Below are 18,492 nucleotides of genomic sequence, written 5' to 3' on the forward strand. Positions count from 1 at the left end.
ACGCGATCCGTGCTGAGACCCGTCGCCCACCCGGGCGGCGGGTCTCTTCGCGGCCCCGGTAGGTTGTCGCCGTGACCATCGTTCGCATCGCCTTGTGTCAGATCAACCCGACGGTGGGAGCGATCGTCGGCAACACCGACCGGATCATCGAGGTGCTCGCCGAGGCCGAGTCCGCCGGAGCGCACCTTGCGGTGTTCGGCGAACTCGCGCTCTGCGGCTACCCGCCCGAGGACCTGGTGCTGAAGCGCTCATTCGTCGCCGACTGCGAGGCGCAGTTGCAGCGCCTCGCTGCGGCGGCGGGGTCCTGCGGCGCAGTCGTCGGACTGCCAACCGTTTCCGCCGACGGCTCGCTTCGAAACACGGCGGCGATCTGTCGTCATGGACGCGTCGAGTACCGCTACGACAAGCAGGAACTGCCGACCTATGGTCCCTTCGACGAGGACCGGTGGTTTCGTCCGGGTCAGGTCGACCAGCCCTTGTTCGATCTCGACGGGATTGCGGTCGGCGTGTCGGTCTGTGAGGACATCTGGATCGCGGATGGACCGGTGTTTCGTCAGGGACAGTCGGGAGCGCGGTTGTTGGTGAACATCAACGCGTCGCCGTACCACCACGACAAGCTCGACCATCGCGAGGAGATGTTGCGCGAGCGCTCCATCGCCGCCGGCGCACCGATCGTGTACGTGAACCAGGTCGGCGGCCAGGACGAGTTGGTGTTCGACGGCGGTTCGTTCGTCGTGGGCGACGACGGCGAGCTGATCTGTCGTTTCCCCCAGTTCGTCGAACACGTCGAATTGGTCGACATCGATCTCGACGGTGCGTCTCAGAAGGCGGACCTGATCGCACCGCCCCTCGACGACATCGCGGAAATCTGGCATGCGCTCGTGATGGGCACCCGCGACTACGTCCACAAGAACGGGTTCAGCGACGTGGTCATCGGACTGTCGGGCGGTGTGGATTCGTCGATCGTCGCCGCGATCGCGGTCGACGCGTTCGGGCCCGAACACGTCCACGGCGTGCTCATGCCGTCGAGGTTCAGTTCGGATCACTCCATCTCGGACGCAGTGCGTCTGGCGGAGACCCTCGGTATCGATCACCGCACCATCCCGATCGAACCCGGGCACCTGGCGCTCGAGACGATGCTTGCGGAGTCCTTTGCCGGACGTGCTCACGACCTGACCGAGGAGAACCTGCAGTCGAGGATTCGCGGGATCACGCTGATGGCGCTGTCGAACAAGTTCGGTTGGATGGTGCTGACCACCGGCAACAAGAGCGAATCGGCGGTCGGGTACTCGACGCTGTATGGCGATACCGCGGGTGCGATCGCGGTGATCAAGGACGTCTACAAGACTCATATTTACCGGCTCTGTCGTTGGCGCAACTCCCGCGCCGGCCGCGAGATCATCCCCGAGAGCGTGTTGACGAAGGCACCGTCGGCAGAGCTTCGACCCGACCAGCGCGACGACCAGAGCCTGCCGCCCTACGACGTGCTCGACGCGATCCTCTACGCGTACATCGAAGGGGATCGCACGCTCGCGGACCTGATCGGCGAGGGGTTCGACCCGGAAACGGTCGAGCGCATCTGCCGGCTCGTGGACATCTCGGAGTACAAGCGGCGCCAAAGCCCGTTCGGGTTGCGTGTGAGTTCGAAATCGTTCGGCAAGGACCGCCGGATTCCGATGACGAATCGTTACCGCTGACGGCGCTCGAGGGCTCGAACGCAGCGAGGTTCAGCCGCAGCGGTCGAGGAAGTTCTGGATCATCTGGTGGCCGGCAACGGTGAGGATCGATTCGGGGTGGAATTGCACACCCTCGACGTTCAGTTCACGGTGACGCAGGCCCATGATGATGCCGTCGTCGGTTTCGGCGGTGACTTCGAGGCAGTCGGGCACCGAATCGGGGCGCACGCACAACGAGTGGTAACGGGTCGCTTCGAGCGGGTTGGGCAGTCCGGCAAACACGCCGATGTCGCGGTGGCGGATCAGCGAGGTCTTGCCGTGCACGATCTCGGGGGCGCGAACCACCTCCCCGCCGAACACCTGCCCCATGCACTGCATCCCGAGGCACACGCCGAACACGGGAACCCGCGACCCCCACTGCACGATGATGTCGTTGGAGATACCGGCATCGTCGGGCGTGCCCGGCCCGGGGCTGATCAAGATGCCGTCGGGCGCGATGTCGTCGATGTCGTCGAGTTCGAGCGCATCATGACGCCACACCACCGGATCCGCCCCGAGCTCGCCCAGGTACTGGACGAGGTTGTAGACGAAGGAGTCGTAGTTGTCGATGACGAGGATCTTCGGCACAGGCCAACACTACCGGGGCGCTTGGATGCCGCGACATGGCGTGCTGTGCCTATCCTTGAACGCACTATGGCCAAACCCGCAAAGCGACGTATCGAAGGCACCGACGACGGTGGAGAACTCGGCGACGACGTTTCGACGGTCGACGGGGAGCCCACGACCGAATCGAAGAAGCCGATCCAAAGCGCACGTGTCACCCCCAAGGGTGGCGCGTCCAAGTCGGGGTCGCCCAAGAACCGCGAGACCTCGGGTCGTTACACCCCGCCTGCGGTGAAGTCCGGCCAGGATCTGCCGAGCCCGATGTGGGTTCCGGTGCTGATGTTCTCCCTGTTCGGAATCGGTCTGCTCGTCATCATTCTCAGCTATTCCGAGGTATTGCCGGGCGGAGCGTCGGGTTGGTACCTGGTCGGCGGTCTTGCGGCGATTCTCGGCGGAATCATCACCTCAACGCAGCTTCGCTGACCGATTCCGACCAGCGAACACGTCGCCGCAAGGGCCTTATCCACAGTTTGTTGTGGATATGTGGGTAACTCGCGGGTTGACGTTGAATGTTTCACCTGACGTTGCGTCCGCGTCACCGAGCGGTCCGCGAGTGGTCATGAACGACACTCGATCGCAATAATCGACACGGGCGAAGCGGCGCAAGTCCCCAGAGTTATCCCCAGGCTGGGGACAACTCTCGACCCGCTCAGCCTCGCGGCGACGCCGTCTGCCGGTCAGATGTCGGGGGTTTCGATCTGTTCCATCTCCTCCATGCAGTGGCGTGGAGGCTCGGGAGTCTGCGATGCGGCGAAGGTCATGCGGACCTGTGCGCCGCAGATCTCGCAGCGGTAGGTGATCTTCACCTTGCGAAGCTCGCCCTCATCGGGAGGTTCAGGGATCGGCGTCGCCAAACTGCCGATGATCATCAACCCGACCTTCAAAATGGCGGCCGCAGCGGCGATGGCGACGATCGCGTTGAGCCACCCGGTGTCGAAAACGAATACAGCCACCGCAAATGCGGTGGCTGCACCCACGATCCAGGCGATGAGGGACACTCGCATGACGTCAGTCTCCCACGTCGCTCGACGTGAATCGGTTCTTCAGTCGAGACGCTCGATGATGGTGGCGTTCGCGAGGCCGCCGCCCTCACACATCGTCTGCAGGCCGTAGCGGCCGCCGGTGCGCTCGAGTTCGTTGATCAACGTCGCCATCAGCTTGGTGCCCGAGGCTCCGAGCGGGTGGCCGAGAGCGATCGCGCCACCGTTCACGTTCGTCTTCGCCAGATCGGCGCCGAGTTCCTTCGCCCAGGCGAGCACGACGGGGGCGAAGGCCTCGTTCACCTCGAACAGATCGATGTCGTCGATCGACAGGCCGGAACGTTCGAGCGCCTTCTGGGTCGATGGGATCGGACCGGTGAGCATGTACACCGGGTCGACTCCGGCGAGTGCGAACGTGTGGAAGCGGGCCCGGGGCTTGAGGCCGAGCTCGTTCGCCTTGTCCTCGCTCATGATGAGCGCGGCGGAAGCGCCGTCGCAGAGCTGGCTGGAGTTGCCGGCGTGGACCAGGCCGTCCTCCTTGAACGAGGGCTTCAGGCGTCCAAGGCCCTCGAGGGAGCTTTCGCGCACGCCTTCATCGATCGTGTGCATCTCGTCGAGGACCCGAACTTCGCGGGATTCCTTGTCGAGGACCTTCTTGCGCACGGGCACGATCTCGTTGTCGAACCGACCCTCGGCGATGGCCTGCGCGGCGCGGCGCTGAGATTCGAGGGAGAACGCGTCGAGTTCGTCGCGGGTGAGCCCCCACTTCTCGGCGATCATCTCGGCGGAGATGCCTTGGGGCACCAAGCCGCCGCGCTCGGCGTAGCGCAGACCCATCGCTTCGCCGAACGGGAATCCGGACTTGCCGTTACCGACCGATGCCCCCATCGGCACCAGGGTCATGACCTCGACGCCGGCAGCGATTGCGATGTCATAGGCGCCCGACATGACCCCCTGGGCCGCGAAGTGGGCGGCTTGTTGGCTGGAGCCGCACTGGCGGTCGATGGTGGTGGCGGGCACGCTCTCGGGAAAGCCGGCGGCCAGGACGGCATTGCGTCCGACGTTGAGCGCCTGGCCCCCAACCTGGCTGACGCACCCCATGATCACGTCGTCGATGAGCGCCGGATCGAGGTTGTTGCGCTCGGTGATGGCTTTGAGCGTCTCGGCGGCGAGGTCGGCGGGGTGCCAGCCTGACAATGCGCCGTTTCGCTTGCCGCCGGCGGTGCGTACTGCGTCGATGAGTACTGCGGTGGTCATGATGATTCGTCCCCTTGTCGTGGTCCCAACAAAACTAGACCGGTCGGTCAGGAGTGTGCTCCGCAGGTGCCTCGCCGGTCAATCAGGGCCACGTGGCTCGCGTCGTTTCCATGGGGCGTTCGTAACCAAAGTCACATCGCCGTTACGCTGATGTGGCTCGTACGCACGCTTACCGGCGTGTGGGACCTTCTCAAGGGAGATGCTCGATGGCTCAATCAACCGACGAACAACTGCGGTCGCTGGTGAGCGGCCGCACGGTGCTCTCCGAATTTGTCGCATCGGTCGCCGCCGCTGGGCCGAACACCTTCGTGCAGTGGTTGGACGGCGAGGAACTCGTCGGGTGGACCTTCGATGAGGTTGCCGACAAGGTCGCACGCGTCGCTCAGGGCCTGGTCGATCTCGGTGTGCAGCGGGGCGATTTCGTCGTGTTGATGATGCGCAACATCGCCGAGTTCCATGTCGCCGACCTTGCGGTGCTCGCCGCCGGGGCCACGCCGGTGTCTATCTACAACTCGTCGTCGCCGCAGCAGGTCGCCTACCTGATCAACCACTGCGGCGCCACCGCCGCGATCGTGGAAGACGACGACTTCTTGGCGAGATTCCTCGATGACGAGGCCCCGGCCAAACCGTCGCTACGCACGCTGGTGTCGGTTCGACCGTCCTCTGGTCACGACGCCAACGTTCACGACTGGAACCAACTGCTCGAGTCGTCGCCACTCGACCTCGGCGAGGCGGCAGCGGCGATCTCGCCGAGCGACATTGCGACGGTGATCTACACCTCTGGCACCACCGGCAACCCCAAGGGTGTCGTGTTGGATCACGAGAACATCTGCTGGACCGTCGAATGCCTGCGCGAAGGAGTCGGGATCATCGAAGAGGGTTGGAAGACCATCTCGTACCTGCCGATGGCCCATGTCGCCGAGCGTGCCGTCAGCCACTACGGCGCCATCAGCAACCGCATGGTGGTCACCTGCTGTCCGGACATGAACTCGATCGCCGCCTATGCGGGACGTGTGCGCCCGAACCTGTTGTTCGGCGTTCCGCGGGTCTTCGAGAAGATCTATGCAGGCATCAACGCCGTGTTGGCGGCCGACCCGGAAAAGGCCCAACAGGTGGCCGACGCGGTCGCCACCTCAATACCGATCCGCGAGAAGATGACCCTCGGCACCGCCTCCCAGGAGGAGATCGAAACGTTCGAGTTCCTCGATGCCGTGGCGTTTTCCACCATTCGTGAACTGCTCGGCATGAACGAGTTGGAGCTGATGGTGTCGGGCGCGGCTCCGCTCAACCCGGCGCTGTTCTCCTGGTTCCGCGGCATCGGCATCCCGCTCAGCGAGATCTACGGAATGAGCGAATCCTGCGGTCCGATCACCTTCACAGCGCTTCGCCCCAAGGCGGGCACCGTCGGCCAGGCGTTGCCGGGAGTTTCGGTGAAGCTTGCCGAAGACGGTGAGGTCATGTTCCGTGGCGGCAACGTGTTCAAGCGTTACCTCCACGATGAGGAAAACACCGCGGAGACCATCGGCCCGGACGGGTGGGTGCACACCGGCGACATCGGCGAGATCGACGATGAGGGCTATCTGAAGATCATCGACCGCAAGAAGGAACTCATCATCACTGCGGGCGGAAAGAACATCAGCCCCTCCAACCTCGAGAACGCGCTCAAGTCGATCTCGGTGATCGGGCAGTCGTTCGCCGTCGGCGATCAGCAGCCCTTCGTCGCGGCGCTCGTCGTGCTCGATGCCGACGGCGCCCGTGCCTGGGCGAACGCGAGCGGCAAGGCCGAACTGAGCCTCGAACAGTTGGCGAGCGATGTCGAGCTTCTGGCGCATATCGATGCCGAGGTTGCGCGCGTGATGGAACGTTTCAACAACGCCGAGCGTGTGAAGAAGGTGAAGGTGTTCCATGAAGAATGGCTGCCTGACACCGATCTGATGACCCCCACCCAGAAGCTCAAGCGGCGCGGCCTGCGAGCCAAGTTCGCCGACGACATCGCTGCGCTGTACTCCTGAGCGCAAGGGAGCTCAGATGACCAACGAGGCCAAGGCGTCGGTGTCCGGCGCGGTCGAACTGCGAACCGACCGTCGATTCCCAAAGATCGCCATGCTGGTTGCCCGGTTTCCGAAAGTGACCGAGACGTTCCAGCTTCGCGAGATGGTGACCTTCGAACAGCTCGGGGTCCCGATCGAGCTGTACGCGATCACGCATCACGACGACGGTGGAACGATTCAGGAGGATGCCCGCTCGCTCGACGCTCGGGCGAATTACTTCCCGCGGATCAGTTTCGAGATGATCCGTGCACAGTTCACGTGGATCCGCCGTAATCCGAGTGCCTACCTCAAGGCTTGGAAGTGGTCGTTGAAGACGTTCGCGTCGGCACCGGAGATGTTCGTTCGATCGTTCGTCGTGGTTCCGCTCGCCGCAACGATGGCGTTGCGGATGGAACGTGACGGGATCGAACACATCCACGCGCACTTCGCGACCTACCCGACCCAGGCAGCGCTCATCATCCATTGGTTGACCGGTCTGCCATATTCGTTCACCGGCCACGCACACGACCTTCAGATGCGACACGAGGGACTTCGGGACAAGATCACCGAGAGCGAGTTCTTCGTGACGTGCACGCAATACAGCCAGGATTCGTTGCGCGATCTGTACGGAGCGATCGTTCTCGACAAGGGCCATGTGGTTCATCACGGGGTGAACCTCGACAAGTTCACCTACCGCGAGCCGCCGGCGCCGACGAATGAAGACGGCTCGCCGCGACCGCTGCGGATGGTGTGCACCGCCACGTTCACCGAGATCAAGGGCCATGAGTACCTGATCGAGGCGATTCGGCTGCTGCGAGACCGCGGCAAGGACATCGACCTGAAGCTGATCGGTGGCGATCCGCCGCAGCAGTCGAACCTGCAGAACGAGATTCGGGCACAGGTGCGCGCAGCGGGTCTCGACGAACGCGTCGAGTTTCTCGGCAAACGCCCGTCCGATGAGGTCATGCGGTGGATCGAATGGGCCGACGTCGGGGTGTTGGCCTCGGTGCGTTCCGACACCGGTGACATGGACGGTTTGCCGAACGTGTTGACCGAATGCCTGGCGATGGGTCGGCCGGTGGTGTCGACGCGCCAGCCGGGCACGATGGAGCTCGTCGAACACGGCGTGAATGGTCTGCTCGCCAGGACTCGGGACGCGGAGGAACTCGCTGCGTGCATCGAGCAGATGTACGACGACCCCGACGCTCGTGTGCGGATGGGGATCGCGGGCCACGCCAAGGTGGTCGCGAACGAAAATGTCGTCGACCGCACCACGGAACTGCTGAACATCTACGCCGAACGCGTCGGCCGTCCTCTGTAGCGCATGGCCCCGAGGCGGGTATCGATCCGCGGCAGCCTTCGATTCTCCGCCGAGTCGTTGGGCTTCGCACTCGAGACGTTCGCTGGGCCGGTTGCGGCAGAGGCCTCGTTGCGCCGCCTGGCGGTTGACCCCCGCGATCGGCTGACGTCGTTCGTCGAGTCGGTCGGCCATCGCGTTCGCTTCGACGGCTCGCTCGTCGAGATCGAACCGGCCGCTGAGGATGGCACCCCACCGTGGAGCGAGCGGGCGGATCGGCTGTTCGCGACGCTGGTGCACTGTGCCGATGGGGGTTTGCTCAACGTCGAGTCGGCTGGCGAGTCGACGGTGGTGTCGGCCGGCCGAGCGGTGGCTCCATTGGTTGCGGGGGACTTCGAGTGGATCGAGCCGGACCCGAAACTGCCACCAGGGTCGCGCAGCGTTGCGATTCCCGACTGGGTGCGGCTGTCGTCTGCGATTTCGGAGCGGCAGTTCACGTTGTTGTCGCCGAGCCCGTTGGCCCCGGCGCTGCCCCCGTCGTTCGCCATGGTCGACCTTGGGGTGACCCCGGCGTCGGCGAACAGCGGTGCCTCCTCGTTCGTGGGACGCATCGGGGACGGCGAGATACTGATCGCGTGGCGACCGCTGGACGATGATCGCGGTCACCTCACCCGCGCGTTGCTCGAACGAAACGTCGATCACTCGGTGGGGGGTGCGCAGGAACTGCTCACTGCGATCGCCGCCGCACGGCTCTACGTCGGGGTGATCCTGTCGGACGACCCGAGTGGCGAGGACCCGCGACTCGGATTCATGGAGTCGGTCGCGGTGGAGCTCGGTGCGGTCGTGATGGATGGGGTTGGCCGGCTGGTGCGACAGCGCTGACCCATCACGAAACGTGTCGTCTGCGGCCAGCGTCTGGCTGAATCGTCGACTATTCGGGCGTGTCCGACGTGTCCGACGTGTCCGGCGATGACGGGTCGAACCAGGCCCCGGCCTCGGGGTCGACCTTGATGAACCGGGGGTCGATCTCACCCGGCTTGAGTGGCCGCCAGATGAGGTCGAATGCGGTCCAGAGCGTGTGGGTGACCGGCAGGAACAACGTCGGCAGAATGACTGCGGTGACGAGTGCTGCGAGGAACAACGGGAGGCCAGGAATGCCACCCTCGTTCTGATACGTGAGCAGCGACCCGATCAAGATGACCAGGAAGGTCGCGGTGAACGTCACGATGGTGTTGAGCCCGATGTAGCCGAGCGAGTGGCCGAAGATTCGTTCGAACTTGAGGGTGCACGTCGGACACTCGGGTCGCATCTTGAAGTACCTGTGATGCGTATTGCCATGCCCACAGGCGGGACACCGGATGAGCAACCCTCGCATGACCATTTTGAGATTCGACACGCCGAGTTGCTCGCTCGTTTGTGTCGGGTGCATGGAGTTCATGTGCCCATCATCGCCGCGCGTTGTCAGCGATGCCTCATCGCAGCGGTGGTTCGCTCGACCACGGGAAATTGATCCAGTCGTCGGTGCGCTTCCAGACGTAGTCGGGCGACAGCAGCGACCGAGGCTTCTCGTAGATCACCAGGGATCGGATCTCCGCGACGACCGGTGCGCAGGTGTCGACGACGAGCTTGAGGGTTTCGCCGGTGTCTGCCACGTCGTCGACGATGAGCAACTTGGTGTCCGCGAGATCCGCGAGGTTCAGCGCTGGCGGCAACATGACGGGCACGTCGAGGCGCTCGTCGACATCGGAGTAGAACTCGACGTTGACCACGCCGATGTTCTTGCAGCTCAACGCGTACGACACGGCCCCACCGATGAGCAGGCCTCCTCGGGCGATCGCAACGATCCAGTCGGGTTGATATCCGCTGTCGACGACCTGCTGGCTCACCTCACGAACCGCGACGCCGAAGGTCGCGTAGTCGAGGTCCTCGCGTGGGCCGGTCGTGACTGCTTCCATACCGAGATGTCCTTCTATGGTGCGAGACGCGGGGCTAGCCGATGCGAACCCCTGCCGACTGGAATGCCGCTCGAAGACTCCCATATTGGTCGAACCCGCAGCGAAGCCGCACGAGTTCGAGTTCGGTGGAGACGAACGCGGGGCCGTGAGGTTCGCTTTGGGGCACGGTCGTCGCCACGACGAGATGGGCGAGTTCGTGCAGCACCGTGAGCGCGTTCCATGAGCCGTCGCGGATAAGGATGATGTCGCCGCCTGCCACGGCGAGCGAGGAGCGAGCCGACCGGGAGCGTCGTTCGAGGGCCACGTCGAGGGGAGCGTCGGGAAACGCGTCGAGGTATCCGGGTGAGATCAGCACGGACTCGACGAATGATTCGACCTCGCGCCAACGACGTAGGCGCGGTCCGATTTGGTCGATGACGCTGTCTTCGGCGTGGTAGACGAGGAACTGTTGCGGGTCGTCGGCGTCGGGGCGACCGGTGTCGCGAGATCGTGTCACGGGGAGGCTCTTCGCCCGGGGAGGGCGGGGCGTGCTCCGAGACGAGTGTGGCCGATGTCGGCGCGGTTGCCCGCCGCGGTGCCGGCCCGATGTCCGGACCGCGAGGTACCCGCGCTGACCCGTGACGTGCGGATGTTCGGGTATCGGCGCCGAAAGTCGGTGTGGACAGCGTCGGCGCGGTCGGCGAGCACGAGATCGATCGAACGGCTACCGGCGGCCCCACGTTCGCTCGGACCTTGGTTGGTGGACGGGCCGTCGGCTTGGTTCGCGACCGCGTCCATCGCCCCGCGACGGTCCTGGATCAGGCGGCGGATCACGGTGTCGGCGAACGCGGAGATGAAGCTGCGTCGCCAGCTCGACACCTGGCTGGATGTCGCCGATCGCGGCTGGTCGGGGGAGTGGACCATCGCGGTCGAGAGTTGGACCAACAAGCTGGTGATCAGGGTCTCGACGAGGGTGAGGTCGGATGGAAAGCCGACGACTGAAATCACTTCGCCGCCTTGCCCCCCTCGTCGCAATCGAAGAGCTTGGCACCCGAAGGCCGAGGCCACGCCGGCGACGAGAATCGACTTCTGAGCGGTGAACGGGCGCAACAGCGTGAGGTGGATCTCATCGGGGACCTCACGATCAGCCTCGCTTTCGCCAGACCACAGCATCGCCGCATCGATCGCATAGCGCGCCATGAGTTCGGTGGCCTTGGCGGTGAACGCCTCGGCCTCGGCTTCGAAGGTCGTGGCGTCGGCCTTGGCCAACAACGCGCGGATGGTGTCGAGTCGGGCATCGGAGTCGCGGAGTTGGGCCATGGGCAACATTGTTGCCGCGACCCCCGACAGTTGGTGTCGCTAGCACCGTCCTCAGGGTGTTGGGAACAGATGGATGCCGGTGGCCGTTACTCTCGTTCGGCCGCTCGCAGCGATGACGGCCCGTGTTGGGCGACTGTGTCGCGAACCACGAGAGGGTGCCATGGCTCGTCACATCTGGAAGTTGCTCGGACTCGCCGGAGCGGCGGTTCTTGTCGTGAACCTGCTCGGGGTGAACCCGCTCGGGTGGGTCGCCGATGGCTTGTGGGCGAGCGACGATCCGCCGGCGGCGGCGGACACGATGCTGTTGTCGATCACCAAGACACAGGATCTGCGAGCGGCGACCGGCGAGTTCAGCGTGCCGGTCTACTTCGGGACCGAGCAGAACGGTTTCTTGAAGAAGATCATCCCGGACGCGTTCGATGCCGATTCGGGCATTGCGCTCTACCAGGGAAGCGTGGATGCCTTCATCGACCTCAGCGGGTTGACCGAGGATGACCTCGAGATCGACGAGGCGGCTAACACGCTCACCATCACCGTGCCGGATCCCACGCTGTCGACCCCGCGTCTCGATCACGAGAAATCGTCGGTGGTGTCGCAGGATCGCGGCGTGTTGACCCGACTGGGTGAGGTGTTCTCCGAGTCTCCGATGGAGGGGCGGGACAAACTCGACGAAACGGCGGTGAACGAGCTGGCGAAGGCGGCGGCGCAGAGCAATCTCCTCGATACCGCGCGCACGAACGGTGAGGACTTCCTCGTCGCGCTCGGCGAACAACTCGGGTTCGATCGCGTGATCATCGTGTTCGAGAAGCCGAGCAACCCCTGAGTTCTGGCTTGGCGTCGCGCTTGGCGAGCGCGGAACCCGTCAGCGATTCCAGGCGGTGACGAGCGCGTCGATCTGAGCGCGGCGATACGCCTTGGCGACCGGTGCCCACCGTTCGAGGTCGAAGCCGTGATAGGCCCCCTCGACCACCATGAGTTCCGCGTCCGAGCCGGCTTCTCGCAATCGGCACGCGTAGTCGAGGTCCTCGTCATGGAAGAGGTCGTTGGTGCCGACCCCGACCCACGCGCTCGGCAAACCGGTCAGGTCTTCGCAGCGCCCGGGCACCGCCCAGGCGGAGAGCTCCTCTGGACGTCGACCACCGAGGTAGGAGTCCCAACCGAGCCGATTGCTCGTCGTGCCCCACAGACGCAGCGTCGAGGGGGCGATGTCGTCTCGGTCGGAGCTGCGGTCGTCGAGCATCGGATACGACAGCACCTGGAAACACGGCTGGACCTCCCCGCGTTCTCTCGCCAGGATCGCGAGCGCCGCGGCGAGGCCTCCTCCGGCGCTCTCGCCGCCGATGGCGATTCGGTTCGGGTCGACGTCGGGCTGACGCGACAGCCATACGAGCGCGTCCCAACAATCCTCGACCGGAGCGGGAAACGGGTGCTGCGGCGCGAGGCGGTATTCGACCGACGCACACACGGCACCGTGGCGGCGGGCGATGTGGCGAAGCACACTGTCGGCCATCGACGCCGAACCGATGATGAGTCCTCCGCCGTGCATCCACAACAGCGCCGGACGGCCGGTAGATGGCAACGTCGGATCGGTCGGGCGGAAAACCCGAACGCTCGAGGTTGCCGAGCATCGTTCGATCTTCCCGCCGATCGGCGGTCGTCGGCCGGCGAGACAGGTCAGCCGTTGAATGGTCGGCATCGTGCGCTGGGTGATCGGCGAACGTGGAACGAATCGAGCCAGTCGGAGTTCAGGGTGGAAGCGGTCGGCGCTCACATCGCCTCGATTCGGATCAGTCGGCGGGCTTGAACGACTTGGTGTCGACGAGTCGTTGGATCCGGTCGCTGAGGTTCGGCGCGGCGACGGCGAGCGTCGCGACGGCACGAAGTTCGATCGGCGACACGAAACTCTCGGCGGTATTGCGTTGAATCGCCCGCACCACGCCCGCGGCGACGTCGTCGGGCGATTTCATGCGAACCACCCTGGGGAGCTGTACGCCATTGTCGGCGAACATGCCGGCGGTGGCGATGAAACTCGGCTCGACGATGCTCACCCCGATGCCGTGCTCGGCGACATCGTGACGCATCGCCAACGCGAAGCCGCGCAGGCCGAATTTCGTCGAGTTGTACAGACGCGTGTTCGGAGTCGGTGCGAGGCCCGACAGTGAGCCGACGAAGACGATGTGGCCCGTTCGGCCCTCGTCGATGAGGCGTTGCGCGAACTCGACGGAGAGGTGAATCGGGGAGCGCAGGTTGGTGTCGATGACGCGGTCGATGTTTTCGGCTGTCTCGCTGCGGATGCCGACGTCGTTGCCGGTGCCGGCATTGGCGATCAGGATGTCCGCAGCGCTCGCCGCCTCGATGAGCGTGGCGATGGATGTCGGATCCGTGAGGTCGGCGACGACGACGGACGCGTCGAGTTCGTCGGCGAGTTGGTTGAGTTCGGCCTCTCGACGACCCGTCAGAATGAGCGTGGCCCCTTCGCGTACGAGACGCCTGGCGATGGCGTGGCCGAGGCCACCGCTGGCACCGGTGAGCAGCACGGTGGACCCGGAGATGTTCATCGCGCCACGGTAGTGCGCGCCGCTCCACAGCGGTTGGGCGTCTGGTAACTGTCAGGGGTCCGCGACAGGGTGGAGGCCATGACCGACGTGGCGACCGATGCGACCCGACTGTTGAAACAACTCGCTGGGCCGAGCGCGCGGCTTCGGCCTGCACAGCTTGAGGCGATCGAGGCCGTGGTCGGGCAGCGGCGGCGGGCGTTGGTGGTGCAGCGGACCGGGTTCGGGAAATCGGCGGTGTACTTCATCGCCGCCAAGTTGTTGCGTGAACGCGGCGCCGGCCCGGCGCTGGTGGTGTCACCGCTGTTGGCGTTGATGCGCGATCAGGTAGCGGCGGCCGAACGGATGGGCGTGCGTTCGGCGACGATCAACTCCACCAACCTCGAAGAGTGGGCCGACATCGAAGCACAACTCGGCGCTGGCGAACTCGACCTGTTGTGCATCAGCCCCGAGCGGCTGAACCATCCGCGGTTCGCTCGTGAGGTGTTGCCGCGTCTCGCTGCGGGGCTCGGGTTGTTGGTCATCGACGAAGCGCACTGCATTTCGGATTGGGGTCACGATTTCCGCCCCGACTACCGCCGCATCCGCGATGCGATCGCCAACCTCGACCCGTCGACTCCGGTGATCGCGACGACGGCGACGGCGAACGAACGGGTGAGCCTCGACGTTGCCGAGCAACTTGGCGACGATGTCTTGGTCCTTCGCGGCACGCTCGATCGCGAGTCGTTGTCGCTCGGCGTGACGAACCTGGCGACCCAGGCCGAACGCCTGGCGTGGTTGGCGCAACGCATGGTGCAGGTGGAGGGGACCGGCATCGTCTATTGCTTAACCGTCGATCAGACTCAGCAGGTCGCCGAGTTCCTGCAGAGGGAGGGTCTCGATGCCCGGGCGTATTCGGGCAAGACCTCGACCGAGGAGCGCCTCATTCTCGAGGACGACTTCAAAGCGAACCGCCTGAAGGCCCTCGTGGCGACCAGCGCGCTCGGTATGGGGGTCGACAAGGCGGACGTGACGTTCGTGTACCACCTGGGGGCGCCACCGTCGCCGATCGCGTACTACCAACAGGTCGGCCGTGCCGGTCGCTCGGTCGATCACGCCGAAGGCTGGTTGTTGCCGGGGGCTGAGGACCGCGCGATCTGGGAGTACTTCGCCTCGGTCGGGTTGCCCCCCGAACGCCTGGTACAGCGGGTGCTTGAGGCGCTCGGCGATGCCACGGAGCGTGGTGCCGGACCCGTGAGCGTTGCCGCGCTCGAGCGACAGGTCGACCTTCGGCGCACCCGGCTCGAGACCCTGCTGAAGATCCTCGATGTCGACGGAGCGGTCGAGCGGACCTCTCAGGGGTGGGTGCTCACCGGTCAGCCCTGGGTATATGACCGCGAGCGCGTCGAGCGGGTGGAACAGGCGCGTCGCGACGAGGCCGATCAGATGGTCGCCTATGCGACGGCGGCGACGTGTCTGATGCGGTTCCTTCGTGAGGCGCTCGACGACCCCGAGGCCGTCGACTGCGGGAGGTGTTCGGTGTGCACCGGCTCGGGTGACCCGGTGGACCTCGACGAGGCGACCGTTCGTCGTGCCGTCGAGTTCCTCCGCGGCGTCGACGTCGTGGTGGACGAGCGCAAGCAATGGCCGAGGGGTAACGACGAGTCGATGCCCCGCGGCAACATCAAACCCGACCGCCGGGCGCAGGAGGGACGTGCGCTGTGCCGGGTAAACGACGCCGGGTGGTGGCCGCTCGTGTCCCGCTGTCGCGAGTTGGGTGAGGCCGATGACGAGTTGATTCGGGGGGTGTTCGCAGCGCTGAAGCGGTGGTCGTGGGGCGTACGCCCGACATGGGTGACCTACGTCGAGACGGAGGGGGTCGACCCAGCGTCGGGCGCCGCACACCTGGCACGTTCGGTCGCCGAGCGGATTGCCACCGCTGGCAAGTTGCAGTTAGCTCCGACGTTGACGTGGCGTGGGGGTGTTGGGACGTCGTCGAACTCGGCGTTTCGAGCGACCGACGTGTGGAACGGCCTCGTGTTGGAACACGAACCGCCGTCGCTGGCGGGGCCGGTGCTGCTCATCCTCGACGAGGTCGATAGCCGGTGGACCCAGACCGTGGCGGCCTATCGACTGCTTGAGGCCGGGTCGGGGCCGGTGTTGCCCTTTGCGTTGATACTGCGCTGAGTGCGACAACACGTCCGGCTATGAGCACGAGCGGTCGCCGTGTTGAAGCGAGTCGGCGCCATGCGTTGCGTGACATCGGTTCGAAGGGGGTGATTCGTGGCCTCACGGCAACGACCTTGGTGGAGGTGACATATGGCGGACACCCTCGTCCGGCTTTCGTGGGGTCTCGGTACCGTATGTGAGTATCAGTTCATATTCGGTGGGTGATGGTCGTTCTACTGGTTCGGGTTGTCGTGGTGTCCTTTGGTTGAGGTTGGCACGCTGCCTGCTGTCGGTGGTGATGTTGTCTGCGGTGCTCGCGGTTGTGGAACCGCAGGTTGCTTCGGCGGAGCCGGAGGCTGTTGGGGAGCCGGGGCGTGTGGGGGTGGATCCTGGGGCGTTGGTGTCGGAGCCGCGTGATCTGGGGTCGGAGTTTGCGGCGGGTGTTGTTGATGAGGGGTTTTCGGAGGAGGAGTTGGCGGTGTTGGCGGCTGGTACTGGTGCGCAGGCTGCCGCACGGCCAGGGCTGCGGTGTCACCGACACGGTGACCTACAGCGATCGATGCCGGAAGTTGGTTGATTGCGGTGTCCAACACGGTGACGTGATCGACCACGGTGTTCGCACCCGCGTTACCCGGCCGTAGAAGCGCGGCGAGTGTTTCGCCCGTCGCGTCAGCGAAACAGAACATCGGGTGGAACCCGAACCCGTGTTTGTAGGTCGCAGCAGTGTTCTGCTTGTTTTCGGAGTGGATCTCCACGAGTGACGCGTCGATGTCCAACACCACCGGCCCGCCAGCAGCGATGTTGGCGGTTCGCCGGATTTGAGTGGGGGGACGCCCCCCATAGAAGCGCCGCGGCTCTGTTTGTAGGTTGCTCGGAACGCGGGTCGCCCGGCCCGCCGTTGAAGGAGGACCCGTGAGGAAGAGCAGCCTGGCCGTCGGCGGGGCCGCGCGCCGATCGCCAGAGAGCAAGCCGTGAGGCGCAAGAAGAAGGTCAAGGTCGAAGTCGGAGGGATGGTGCACCGGGGTGGGCTGGAGTATCGAATCAACCTGCGTACCCACAGCAGGATTGTCGCCCGCGATCAACGTGCGTTCGGGCCGAGGAAGCTCGTGGTGGTGTTCGCCGAGATAGACGGGAACGTGATCAGCATCGCTCACACTGACCGGCTCGATCCGCCGGAGGCCGGGATCGTCCCGTGCATCGCTCGGCTCGGCTGTGATGCGAGTATTGCGATGGCGTTCTGCGACGAGGAGGTGGTCGCCGGACCGCCGCCCCACGACCTTCGTGAGCGGTTCAGGTACGCCTACGACGCCGCGTCGCGGTGGGGTGTGCACCTGCTCGACTGGGTTGCGTGCGATGACCTGTTGTTTCGCAGCACCCGGGCCGTGTTGTTTCCTGACGAGGACGAGTGGCCGTATTCGGCGTACTGATCGGGGTTCGATTTACGACGTCGCAGCGCCGGAGCTGCGCGGACGTCGTCGCTCCCATGCCCCGATCAGGTAGTGGGCTGCCACGGCGCATACCCATCCCAGGGCAGCGCCAGCGACGATGTCGAGGGGGAAATGGTTGCCGGTGTACATCCGAGCGATGCCGATGGCTCCGGCGAGGAGGGCGAGGGCGGCGCGCCATGGCCGACTCACGTGGAACGCCACCGCGGCGCAGATGGCCACGGCCATCGCGGTGTGCCCAGATGGAATGCCGCCGCCCGAGGCCAAGTGTCCGTGGAAGTTGGCCTCGGCCAGGAGGTCTCGCGGTCGACCGCGGTCGACGAGTGGTTTGAGCGATCGTTGTGTCAGCCAGGCGAGCAATCCGGCCAGCAGGACATGGGTGCTGATGTCATTGCGCTTCCACAACGACGCAGCCAGAGCGGCGATCAGTATTCCGACGGTGGTTCCGAACCACATCAGCGCGGCCAGCGCGTTTCCGACCGGGGACGGAAGCGTGTTGAAGAAGTCGAAGACCGAGATCTCCCATGCCGGGGGAGCCTTGGTTGTCGCCCCGAACCAACACACAGCGACGAGGAGCGCGGCGGCTCCAATGGTCGCTGCCATCGGAGCCGCCGTTCGGCTTGGTGTCACCGGGTTCGATGTGCCCATTGCTGGCCCCGCTAGGCGCTCGCCAACTCCGCGAGCATGGAGGTCAGCTGTTCGACCTGGCGGCGGGCCGTCGGAGCGTTGGCCAGGAGCGTCTCGCATCGTTCAGCGATGACGGAGTTCGCGTTGGCGACGGTGCGAGCGCCTGATCGGGTGAGGGTCGCGAGTGTGAGCCTCGCGTCGCGTTCGTGCTTCAGGCTGTCGACCATCCCGATCTTTTCTAGCGGTTTGAGCGCTCGGGTCACTCCCGATGGTGTGAGCCCGACTGCGTCGGCCAGATCGACTCGACTCGCTCGGTGATCGGGTGCAGCCGCGAGCGCGTTCAGGATTCGGTACTCGGAGTAGCTCACGCCGAGTACTCCTGAGATCGATCGGGAGAGCGAGCGTTCGATGTTGGCCCACGCCGCGGCGAGTTGTTCGGCCATCTCGACTCCGGGTGTCACTGAGTTATCCATGAGCAACACTGTAGCAATCCGTGAGGGCTCACGTATATCGATTTCGATCTCACAGCGCAGAGTAGAGGTCCGCTGCTACGTTGCAGC

At 64.9% G+C, this 18,492-nt stretch carries 19 protein-coding genes and 1 pseudogene; 8 read left to right on the forward strand and 12 right to left on the reverse strand.

Going from position 1 to position 18,492, the window contains the following annotated elements:
* The first annotated feature begins 71 nt into the window (after positions 1-71).
* The gene (locus M9952_01290; GenBank protein MCO5311560.1) at positions 72-1,697 is read left to right on the forward strand and encodes an NAD+ synthase; all 1,626 of its coding nucleotides are present in this window, start codon (positions 72-74) and stop codon (positions 1,695-1,697) included.
* 30 nt (positions 1,698-1,727) lie between these two features.
* On the opposite strand, the gene M9952_01295 is transcribed toward M9952_01290, so the two are convergent.
* Positions 1,728-2,303: an aminodeoxychorismate/anthranilate synthase component II gene (locus tag M9952_01295; protein MCO5311561.1), complete on the reverse strand. Its 576-nt coding sequence runs from the start codon at positions 2,301-2,303 to the stop codon at positions 1,728-1,730.
* Between the two features lie 66 nt (positions 2,304-2,369).
* Between M9952_01295 and M9952_01300 the strand changes: the two genes are divergently transcribed.
* Positions 2,370-2,762: a cell division protein CrgA gene (locus tag M9952_01300; protein ID MCO5311562.1), complete on the forward strand. Its 393-nt coding sequence runs from the start codon at positions 2,370-2,372 to the stop codon at positions 2,760-2,762.
* Positions 2,763-3,016: 254 nt separating this feature from the next.
* Here the strand turns inward: M9952_01300 and M9952_01305 are convergent, their stop codons facing one another.
* The gene (locus M9952_01305; protein MCO5311563.1) at positions 3,017-3,343 is read right to left on the reverse strand and encodes a hypothetical protein; all 327 of its coding nucleotides are present in this window, start codon (positions 3,341-3,343) and stop codon (positions 3,017-3,019) included.
* Between the two features lie 39 nt (positions 3,344-3,382).
* On the reverse strand, positions 3,383-4,576 hold the full coding sequence (locus M9952_01310) for an acetyl-CoA C-acyltransferase (GenBank protein ID MCO5311564.1): 1,194 nt from the start codon (positions 4,574-4,576) through the stop codon (positions 3,383-3,385).
* A 206-nt stretch (positions 4,577-4,782) separates the two neighbouring features.
* Here M9952_01310 and M9952_01315 point away from each other — a divergent pair, with 206 nt between their 5' ends.
* The 3 genes from M9952_01315 to M9952_01325 are packed head-to-tail and all read left to right on the forward strand — an operon-like array spanning position 4,783 to position 8,785.
* On the forward strand, positions 4,783-6,588 hold the full coding sequence (locus tag M9952_01315) for an AMP-binding protein (protein MCO5311565.1): 1,806 nt from the start codon (positions 4,783-4,785) through the stop codon (positions 6,586-6,588).
* A gap of 16 nt (positions 6,589-6,604) precedes the next feature.
* The gene (locus M9952_01320) at positions 6,605-7,927 is read left to right on the forward strand and encodes a glycosyltransferase family 4 protein (GenBank protein ID MCO5311566.1); all 1,323 of its coding nucleotides are present in this window, start codon (positions 6,605-6,607) and stop codon (positions 7,925-7,927) included.
* Positions 7,928-7,930: 3 nt separating this feature from the next.
* Positions 7,931-8,785, forward strand: a complete 855-nt coding sequence (locus M9952_01325; GenBank protein MCO5311567.1) for a hypothetical protein — start codon at positions 7,931-7,933, stop codon at positions 8,783-8,785.
* A gap of 49 nt (positions 8,786-8,834) precedes the next feature.
* Here M9952_01325 and M9952_01330 read toward each other — a convergent pair whose 3' ends face one another.
* The 4 genes from M9952_01330 to M9952_01345 are packed head-to-tail and all read right to left on the reverse strand — an operon-like array spanning position 8,835 to position 11,157.
* On the reverse strand, positions 8,835-9,341 hold the full coding sequence (locus M9952_01330; protein MCO5311568.1) for a hypothetical protein: 507 nt from the start codon (positions 9,339-9,341) through the stop codon (positions 8,835-8,837).
* Positions 9,342-9,375: 34 nt separating this feature from the next.
* On the reverse strand, positions 9,376-9,858 hold the full coding sequence (locus M9952_01335; GenBank protein MCO5311569.1) for a phosphoribosyltransferase: 483 nt from the start codon (positions 9,856-9,858) through the stop codon (positions 9,376-9,378).
* Positions 9,859-9,892: 34 nt separating this feature from the next.
* Positions 9,893-10,354, reverse strand: a complete 462-nt coding sequence (locus M9952_01340; protein MCO5311570.1) for a hypothetical protein — start codon at positions 10,352-10,354, stop codon at positions 9,893-9,895.
* Entirely contained in the window at positions 10,351-11,157 is an 807-nt protein-coding gene (locus M9952_01345) for a DUF2786 domain-containing protein (GenBank protein MCO5311571.1), read from the reverse strand. Before M9952_01345 ends, M9952_01340 begins: the two co-directional genes overlap by 4 nt.
* A 160-nt stretch (positions 11,158-11,317) precedes the next feature.
* Between M9952_01345 and M9952_01350 the strand changes: the two genes are divergently transcribed.
* Positions 11,318-11,980, forward strand: a complete 663-nt coding sequence (locus tag M9952_01350; protein ID MCO5311572.1) for a DUF4230 domain-containing protein — start codon at positions 11,318-11,320, stop codon at positions 11,978-11,980.
* Positions 11,981-12,019: 39 nt separating this feature from the next.
* Here the strand turns inward: M9952_01350 and M9952_01355 are convergent, their stop codons facing one another.
* Together M9952_01355 and M9952_01360 are read right to left on the reverse strand one after the other, a co-directional pair.
* Positions 12,020-12,928, reverse strand: coding sequence for an alpha/beta hydrolase (locus M9952_01355; protein ID MCO5311573.1), 909 nt, complete (start codon positions 12,926-12,928; stop codon positions 12,020-12,022).
* A gap of 16 nt (positions 12,929-12,944) precedes the next feature.
* The gene (locus tag M9952_01360; GenBank protein ID MCO5311574.1) at positions 12,945-13,715 is read right to left on the reverse strand and encodes an SDR family oxidoreductase; all 771 of its coding nucleotides are present in this window, start codon (positions 13,713-13,715) and stop codon (positions 12,945-12,947) included.
* A gap of 78 nt (positions 13,716-13,793) precedes the next feature.
* On the opposite strand from M9952_01360, the gene M9952_01365 reads away from it, so the two are divergent.
* Entirely contained in the window at positions 13,794-15,878 is a 2,085-nt protein-coding gene (locus tag M9952_01365) for a RecQ family ATP-dependent DNA helicase (GenBank protein ID MCO5311575.1), read from the forward strand.
* Positions 15,879-16,423: 545 nt separating this feature from the next.
* On the opposite strand, the pseudogene M9952_01370 reads toward M9952_01365, so the two are convergent.
* Positions 16,424-16,645, reverse strand: a pseudogene (locus tag M9952_01370) (transposase).
* A 186-nt stretch (positions 16,646-16,831) separates the two neighbouring features.
* Between M9952_01370 and M9952_01375 the strand changes: the two are divergent.
* The gene (locus M9952_01375) at positions 16,832-17,287 is read left to right on the forward strand and encodes a hypothetical protein (GenBank protein MCO5311576.1); all 456 of its coding nucleotides are present in this window, start codon (positions 16,832-16,834) and stop codon (positions 17,285-17,287) included.
* Between the two features lie 12 nt (positions 17,288-17,299).
* Here M9952_01375 and M9952_01380 read toward each other — a convergent pair whose 3' ends face one another.
* Both M9952_01380 and M9952_01385 read right to left on the reverse strand, forming a co-directional pair.
* Positions 17,300-17,908 carry a phosphatase PAP2 family protein gene (locus tag M9952_01380; protein ID MCO5311577.1) on the reverse strand — a complete coding sequence of 203 codons (609 nt, stop codon included), beginning with the start codon at positions 17,906-17,908 and terminating at the stop codon, positions 17,300-17,302.
* 56 nt (positions 17,909-17,964) lie between these two features.
* Entirely contained in the window at positions 17,965-18,405 is a 441-nt protein-coding gene (locus M9952_01385; GenBank protein ID MCO5311578.1) for a MarR family winged helix-turn-helix transcriptional regulator, read from the reverse strand.
* Between the last annotated feature and the right edge of the window lie 87 nt (positions 18,406-18,492).

The sequence above is a fragment of the Microthrixaceae bacterium genome (assembly GCA_023957975.1).
In the GTDB taxonomy this organism is placed as follows: domain Bacteria; phylum Actinomycetota; class Acidimicrobiia; order Acidimicrobiales; family Microtrichaceae; genus JAMLGM01.

What these genes read in the sequence shown, in the direction of transcription:
- M9952_01345 (MCO5311571.1), bottom strand. Translation starts at nt 11,157, where the DNA reads ATGGCCCAACTCCGCGACTCCGATGCCCGACTCGACACCATCCGCGCG.
- M9952_01385 (MCO5311578.1), bottom strand. Translation starts at nt 18,405, where the DNA reads ATGGATAACTCAGTGACACCCGGAGTCGAGATGGCCGAACAACTCGCC.
- M9952_01325 (MCO5311567.1), top strand. Translation starts at nt 7,931, where the DNA reads ATGGCCCCGAGGCGGGTATCGATCCGCGGCAGCCTTCGATTCTCCGCC.
- M9952_01315 (MCO5311565.1), top strand. Translation starts at nt 4,783, where the DNA reads ATGGCTCAATCAACCGACGAACAACTGCGGTCGCTGGTGAGCGGCCGC.
- M9952_01300 (MCO5311562.1), top strand. Translation starts at nt 2,370, where the DNA reads ATGGCCAAACCCGCAAAGCGACGTATCGAAGGCACCGACGACGGTGGA.
- M9952_01320 (MCO5311566.1), top strand. Translation starts at nt 6,605, where the DNA reads ATGACCAACGAGGCCAAGGCGTCGGTGTCCGGCGCGGTCGAACTGCGA.
- M9952_01305 (MCO5311563.1), bottom strand. Translation starts at nt 3,343, where the DNA reads ATGCGAGTGTCCCTCATCGCCTGGATCGTGGGTGCAGCCACCGCATTT.
- M9952_01350 (MCO5311572.1), top strand. Translation starts at nt 11,318, where the DNA reads ATGGCTCGTCACATCTGGAAGTTGCTCGGACTCGCCGGAGCGGCGGTT.
- M9952_01380 (MCO5311577.1), bottom strand. Translation starts at nt 17,908, where the DNA reads ATGGCAGCGACCATTGGAGCCGCCGCGCTCCTCGTCGCTGTGTGTTGG.
- M9952_01330 (MCO5311568.1), bottom strand. Translation starts at nt 9,341, where the DNA reads ATGAACTCCATGCACCCGACACAAACGAGCGAGCAACTCGGCGTGTCG.
- M9952_01335 (MCO5311569.1), bottom strand. Translation starts at nt 9,858, where the DNA reads ATGGAAGCAGTCACGACCGGCCCACGCGAGGACCTCGACTACGCGACC.
- M9952_01365 (MCO5311575.1), top strand. Translation starts at nt 13,794, where the DNA reads ATGACCGACGTGGCGACCGATGCGACCCGACTGTTGAAACAACTCGCT.
- M9952_01360 (MCO5311574.1), bottom strand. Translation starts at nt 13,715, where the DNA reads ATGAACATCTCCGGGTCCACCGTGCTGCTCACCGGTGCCAGCGGTGGC.
- M9952_01310 (MCO5311564.1), bottom strand. Translation starts at nt 4,576, where the DNA reads ATGACCACCGCAGTACTCATCGACGCAGTACGCACCGCCGGCGGCAAG.